The sequence below is a fragment of the Paraburkholderia xenovorans genome (assembly GCF_046030735.1).
Lineage (GTDB): Bacteria > Pseudomonadota > Gammaproteobacteria > Burkholderiales > Burkholderiaceae > Paraburkholderia > Paraburkholderia xenovorans_A.
Genome location: NZ_JAQQBV010000077.1, coordinates 1 through 6556 on the forward strand (window position 1 = coordinate 1; position 6556 = coordinate 6556).

The following is a 6556-nucleotide window of genomic DNA, read 5'->3' on the forward strand; positions in this document are numbered from 1 at the left end:
GATAAGTCACCGGTAGAAGTTCTGCCGCCACCCAGCCCGCGCAAGTACTGGACGCGGCGCGGCATCGCCATGTGGCTGGCGGAGCTGCTGCGCGAAGATGTTCCGACACTCGTCGGCATCGACCATAGCTTTTCCTTTCCGCTTCGCTACTTCGAGGTTCATCGACTCGAAAAGGACTGGTATGCATTCCTCGAAGACTTCCAGGCGCACTGGCCAACAGACCGCGAGCGTGTCTACGTCGATTTGATCCGGGATGGGCTCGTCGGCAATGGCAGCGCACGACAAGGCAACTCGACATGGCGACGCCTCGCCGAGGAGCGATGCAGGGCAAAATCCGTGTTCCACTTCGATGTGCAGGGCGCCGTTGCCAAGTCGACGCATTCCGGCCTTCCATGGCTGCTCTATCTGCATCGGGAACTCGGTGAGAAGGTGCACTTCTGGCCATTCGATGGATGGGGCATTGCGCCTGGTCGGTCCGCCATCGTCGAGGCTTATCCATCGATATGGAGACGTGGACGCGTCGCGCCCGAGAACATGAGCGCCGATCAATTCGATGCGTACACCATCGCTGAGTGGCTACGGCGTGCAGATCAGGGTGGGTTTCTTCAGCAGGCTTTGCATCCGGTATTGACGCCGGGCGAAGAGGTGGTAGCGCGGGTTGAGGGGTGGATTTTGGGGGTTGGCGCGGGGGAGATGCTGGATGCTCGCATATGAGCGGCGTATGCGCGATCTCGGGGGCGAAATTTGTCTTGAAGGATAGAGTTCGCCTTGTTCGCTGACTTCATCCCGCAAGACGATCGTTTCTGGACCCTTCTAAGACAGACGAATCCCAACCGGCGGTCGTATAACAGCATCAACACTCCATGAACAAATAAACGGGCCCGCATTTCGTCGCCAGGTTTGAGACCGATTCACCCTGACAGACGCCATATGAGATCACGCATGTTGAGGCTAGACGCACGCCCCAGCATCGCCGGCCTTCCAATCAGACCCGATCAAGCATAAATAAAAGCCGCCCGAAATGCCTATTGCATATTAGAGCGTCTATATAAGAAGCATTTAACATTCGTAGGCAATTCAATTTGATCATCTAATAAATGTTTTGTAAAATCAAACGGTTAGATAGGACGAAAAAACGAGCCAAACTAAAAAGCGACGTTATGGGAGTGCATCACATAATTAGTCACGTCAATGGACAGCTAAGTCCAGGGAGATCCTGAAGAACGCCTCAACCGGATAAACAGCGGTTTAAATCGCCCAATAAGTCGGCCAATAACGTAAAACCAGATTCAAACCATAAAACCACCAACAAAGAACCCACGAGCCAACCAACCCTCGCGTCACCGAAAGAGACCACCGTGAATTCCGCCGACCTGCTCCGCGCCTTTGCCTCTCCTTCCCTGACGCAAGTCAATCGTGCTTTCCGCCTGCACTGGGACTCAGCGCAGTCGAGCCTCGAGCAAGTGCTGATTGCGCACCGCATCGACATCACCGAGGGCCTCTGCTCAGGCATTGTGGGTCACGTGACCTGTCTGTCGACGCGTGCGGACTTGCCGCTCAATGCGTTTATCGGATTGCCGCTGTCGGTGCAGATGGTTACCGACCGTGGCGCCTTGCACCCGATCTGCGCGATCGTTACCGATGCTCGAGCGGGTCAGTCGGACGGGTCGCTGGCGACCTATCAGTTGACCATGCGCGATGCGTTATCGGTGCTGGAAGGGCGAACCAATACGCGCATCTTCCGCACGCTGAGTGTGCCCGATGTCATCGAGAAGCTGCTGGGCGAATGGCAGAAAAAGAGTCCGGCGCTCGCGCGTGCGTTCGATTTCGACCTGTCGTCGCTGGATCGCGCGAAGTATCCCGTGCGAGAGACGTTGTTGCAGTTTCACGAGTCGGACGCGGATTTCATCCGGCGGCTGTGCCGGCGCGATGGCATCGCGTGGTTCACGGCGGCGGGCAAGCGCGGCGCGGACCCATCGGCCGATGGCGCCGGTGAGTCGCCGGTGCACACGCTGGTGTTGCTGGACGATCCGATGAAGCTGCCGAAGTCGTCGGCCGGCACGGTGCGCTATCACCGCGACGCGGCCACCGAAGCGCGCGACTCGATCACGCTGTGGTCGGCTTCGCGTCAGCTTGTGCCCGGTACTGTGCAGCGTGCGAGTTGGGACTATAAGAGCGCGTCGATGGCGCAGGCGTCCGAGACGAGCATCGTCGATCAGGGCGAAGCCGGCAACGACCTTGCGCAGTTGCTGCGCGATGCGGTGATCGACGTGCCGCACGCGGGCGATTCGTGGTCAGACTATGAGCGCGTCAGCAAGGCGCGCATGCTCGCCCATGAGTTGCGTTCGGCGAATGTGGATGGCGTGAGCGGGGTGCGTGACCTGGCTGTCGGCAGATGGTTCGAGTTGACCGGGCATCCGGAGGTGGATACCCATCCGCAGGAGGAGCGGCAGTTTGTAGTCACCGCGCTGCATCATCGTGGGGAGAATAGCCTGCCCAAAACGTTGAATGAGCGCGCGCAGACGCTCTTTGATGCGAATCGGTGGAGGGTGGAGGGGCCTTCGCAGGTTGCTTCTCGTTCAGCGTCAACTGGAACAGGAAGAGCGACGAATAGTGCGGATGAAGAAGAGAGCCGCTATGAAAACACCTTCAGTTGCGTGCAACGCGGCGTGCCGCTGACGCCGGCCTACGATCCGAGGATCGACCTGCCGCGGGTTTATCCGATTACCGCGCTGGTGGTCGGGCCGCAGGGCGAGGAGGTGTATTGCGATTCGCTTGGGCGGATCAAGGTGCAGCTTCAGGGCCTGGATCCGGATGATCATGCACATGCTCAGGGTGTGGGTACCAGCGGGACAGCGCGTTCGTGCGGGTGAGCAGCAGTTGGGCTGGGACGAACTACGGGCACGATACGTTGCCGCGGATCGGGATGGAAGTCGCTCTGGATTTCCTGAATGGGGATCCGGACAAGATGTTTGTTACCGGCGTGCTGCACAACGGGCCGAATGCGCCGGCGACGTTCAGTCATACCGGGACGTTGCCGGGGAATCGGTTTCTGTCGGGAGTGAAGACGAAGGAGATCAAGGGTAATCGGTATAACCAGTTGCGGTTTGATGATACGGCGGGAGAGATCAGTAGTCAGCTGGCGAGTGAGCACGCGGCGAGCGAACTGAATCTTGGGTTTCTTACGCAACCGCGAACGAACGGCACCGGCCAGGCGCGTGGCGAGGGGGCAGAGTTGCGCACGGACGCAGCAGCGTCGTTACGTGCTGCCAAGGGTATTTTGCTCACCACCTATGCGCGAAATAAAGCGACAGGCAAGCAGCTTGATCGCGACGAGCTCAACCAACTGCTTGGTGAATGCACGGAACTTTTTAAAGCGCTCGGGCAGTATGTTGGTCAGCACGGCGGACAAGCCGTGGATGCGGATTCACAAGACCAGCTCGCCGCTGCTCTCAAGGCTTGGGACGATACAGGTAGTGCTGCCGATGCATCAGCGTCTGGCGCTGCAGATTCTCAAGCGATCATGGCTTTCGGTGCGGCCGGAGGTTCCATAAACGTGACGCCGAAGACTCACGTTACTTACGCCGGCGTGAACGTCGACAAAGTCGCACAGCAGCATATGCAACTGGTCAGCGGTCAGCGCTTCAACGTGACGGCAGGGCAAGGCATACAAATGTTCGGTCGTGCGCAGGGAATCACCGCTATCGCTAACGAAGGGCCTTTTGTGCTGCAGGCACAAGCCGACGCATTAACTGCTAACGCTCAAAAAGGTATCCGGATGAGCACAAATCGGAGGTGTCGCTCGACGCAATGAACGAGCTTAAGAAAGTTCGATTTCAACAGAGACTATGGACAAAGAAACCTGACCCTTGGGACGGTAAGCCACGGCTGGTTGGCGCACTTCCGGCATACTTAACCGTGATAGACGACGAGCGGCGCTTCATCAATGGTGAACCAATCACGCCTCCGTATGCGCCGAATCTTTACGGCGGCGAAGCAATTAAAGGGTCCCCCAAAAAGGCGGGTAAAGATCGGCCTGATGATGTTTCTCGAGACCTTGTTCTCGGCAATCCGGATGCCGGGTTGCAATGGAAACCATTTCCACCAGATATGCCCGCAAACCTGCGCGGCAACACAGCGGGAATGATGGCTTGGTACAACGCGCGCTCCGCAGATCCGGAAGATCACACGAACGCTGTTCGCGTTGCAGACGGTCGCGGGCTTATCTATTATCGCGAGGAAACGCCGAACGAAGCGCGGCAACGCATGGGAATCGACAAAAAATCTTGGGATGAAAACTCTTATCATTCCGCGATTCTTCGTGATTCGGACAATTTGCGACGGGTTGCCGCGATGGATGTAGCAATAGGGCAAGCCAAAGCGCTGGATGACAAAGACTGGCGAGCGCTACTCATTGCGATCGCAGATTGGAAAACGGACGCAGAAGGGCTGAAAAAAATTCAGAATAATCCAAAATTCCAAAGCCTTAGCAAGAAGGCGCAAGCATTGGTAGAAGCGAACGCAAGGTATTACTCGGCCGGAGCATTCCCTACTGCTTCGATTTCCAAAAGGCCGCCGAGCCTGGTAGATGCAGAAACATACAGGGACCGCGAGAAGCGCCAATGAAAATACTCGCAAGCTCAACTCGACCACGAATGTGGCCCTATCTGGTTGCCCTTTCGCTGGCGACTTTGGCATGGGTGACGTTTGTTTTGTTTGGCTCTTACGAATACTGGCAACACACTGGCAACGGAGTATCAGAAATGGGTAGTACCTTACGTAATGGACTCTTCGTTGTCGTCGGCGTGCTGGTTGTTGCTTTTGCCGGTCATTGGGTTTTGCGCAGCAGCCGAGATGGCGTGAACGTCGCATCAGCCGCCACGCCTAGCAAGATATCTACCGCTGCTCCTACCGTAAACCCGTCAGTGACAGGCATCCTCGCGAGCGACGGCGCTCGATATGTCTTGGAGGTTCGTGGTTTAGGAATGGCCGTAAGCGGGCGTCACCAAGATACGCTCTGGAAGCAAATCAGCGCAAAATCCGACAATTTTGTGTCCGTATTGTCCCACGACGCAAAGGATTATCCAGACAGTCCTGACCGTCGCGCCTTGTTCGCAAAAGTTGATACAGGCGCTGCTTTCGAATATGCCGCAGCCGAGGCCGTCGAGCGCTGGCCCCTACCAGTTATCGTTATTGGCCCCCCGAAAGATGAAAACAGCAAATATCGTGCAGCGCTGGACATTGCCTATGCGCGTCAGCAGGCCGGCTTGGGCGTAACACTGTTTCTTTGGCAGGACGATGCGAACACCGACAACGCTGGAGCATCGCTCGAACGCTTGTTCCAGTTCTTTGACACTCATCCAGACGTCCCCGCTGCGTTGGTTTTTAGCGACGATGGTATGGAAACCCGCTTTGGCTACAAAACCCCCGGCGCAGGAGCGGAACCCACGGGCCCCTATGTTCCGCCCATTCCGAATAGCAATGTCGGGTTGCTCGTTTCGCGCAGTGATCGTGTGGATAGACTCATTCGTCCGTATGCTGTGCCAGGCGTTCCTGGAAAAATCAATCAAGACGACACGAGTCTTGACATCATCAAACTATGGAATTTTTATTGGCAGCATGACACGTCTTTCCAGGACGAAACTGATGCGGCAGCAGGGGGCTTTAACGGCGCTATGACGATGAAAGCCGACTGGTGGATATCGAAGCTCCCGGAGCTTTGGAAACAGATCACCAATAAAGGGCCTGGCGATTTCAAGCCCAGCCCATACCTCCCGGTGCGCTGGACCGACTGGCAGGTGAAAGAGTTCGACGACTCGCCGCTCTTAGGCTACCTGCACCGCCCTGTGAATATCAGGCTAACCGACGAACACGGCAAGCCGCTTAAGCGTGCGGATCAAGTCAAAGCACTGCAAGCCGGGTGGCAACAAGCAATAGCAACGCTGCCCGACGGTGAAAAGCCCGCACGCGTGTTCTATGACACGACTTCAGATCGAGAGTGGGTAATACCGCTCACCCAAGCGTTGCACGGAAATGCCCAGGGCATTGAATTAGACAACGTGAAAGAAGGCTACGACATCGGGCGTCGCGTTGGCAACACAGGTGTCAGTTCTGCGCTTGTACAAATCGGTCTGGCGACGGTGGCTGGTTATGAAAACGGCGGTGCCAGCGCGACCATTAATCTCGCGTCAAACGGCACGGCAGGTATCGTCATGGTCAGCCCTCCAAATGCCACGAGCAAAGCGGCGAATGTTCAGCATCGCGGCGAGAACCCGTTCCGGTTCAGAGTGCCGGGGTAGGTTGATCTTTCATGAAATGAGCGGGGAGGAGGAGCGGTGTATGTGCGCCGCTTAAGGATTGCTAGCCTTCGGCGAGAAACGCTTAAAGAGCCGACGGTGATCAGCGTCTTTATTTTAAAAACTGTTTGATGGACTAAGCGATGCGAGCCGTAATCCGCGTAGGCGACAGCACCAGCCATGGTGGGAAGGTGATCACGGGTAGCGACACATCCAAAGTCATGGAGCGTGCTATCGCTTGTGTTGGTGATCGGTGCACC

The 6556-nt window shown here is 56.7% G+C and carries 4 protein-coding genes and 1 pseudogene; all 5 read left to right on the forward strand.

What is annotated here, in order from left to right:
* Window positions 1–714, forward strand: a 714-nt coding sequence (locus PQQ51_RS33885) for a hypothetical protein (RefSeq protein WP_408501548.1), incomplete at its 5' end; no start/stop codon positions are given.
* Between the two features lie 644 nt (window positions 715–1358).
* A pseudogene (gene vgrG, locus PQQ51_RS33890) lies at window positions 1359–3790 on the forward strand (type VI secretion system tip protein VgrG); the annotation flags it as partial.
* 20 nt (window positions 3791–3810) lie between these two features.
* Window positions 3811–4626 (forward strand): effector protein Tle3 domain-containing protein, encoded by an 816-nt coding sequence (locus PQQ51_RS33895; RefSeq protein WP_408501549.1) that lies wholly within the window; start codon window positions 3811–3813, stop codon window positions 4624–4626.
* Between the two features lie 29 nt (window positions 4627–4655).
* A complete protein-coding gene (locus PQQ51_RS33900; RefSeq protein ID WP_408501550.1) occupies window positions 4656–6299 on the forward strand; it encodes a type VI lipase adapter Tla3 domain-containing protein in 1644 nt (547 codons plus the stop codon).
* Between the two features lie 140 nt (window positions 6300–6439).
* Window positions 6440–6556, forward strand: a 117-nt coding sequence (locus tag PQQ51_RS33905) for a PAAR domain-containing protein (RefSeq protein ID WP_408501551.1), incomplete at its 3' end; no start/stop codon positions are given.

Coding starts and splice junctions, on each gene's coding strand:
- PQQ51_RS33895 (WP_408501549.1), top strand. CDS start 3,811: ATGAACGAGCTTAAGAAAGTTCGATTTCAACAGAGACTATGGACAAAG.
- PQQ51_RS33900 (WP_408501550.1), top strand. CDS start 4,656: ATGTGGCCCTATCTGGTTGCCCTTTCGCTGGCGACTTTGGCATGGGTG.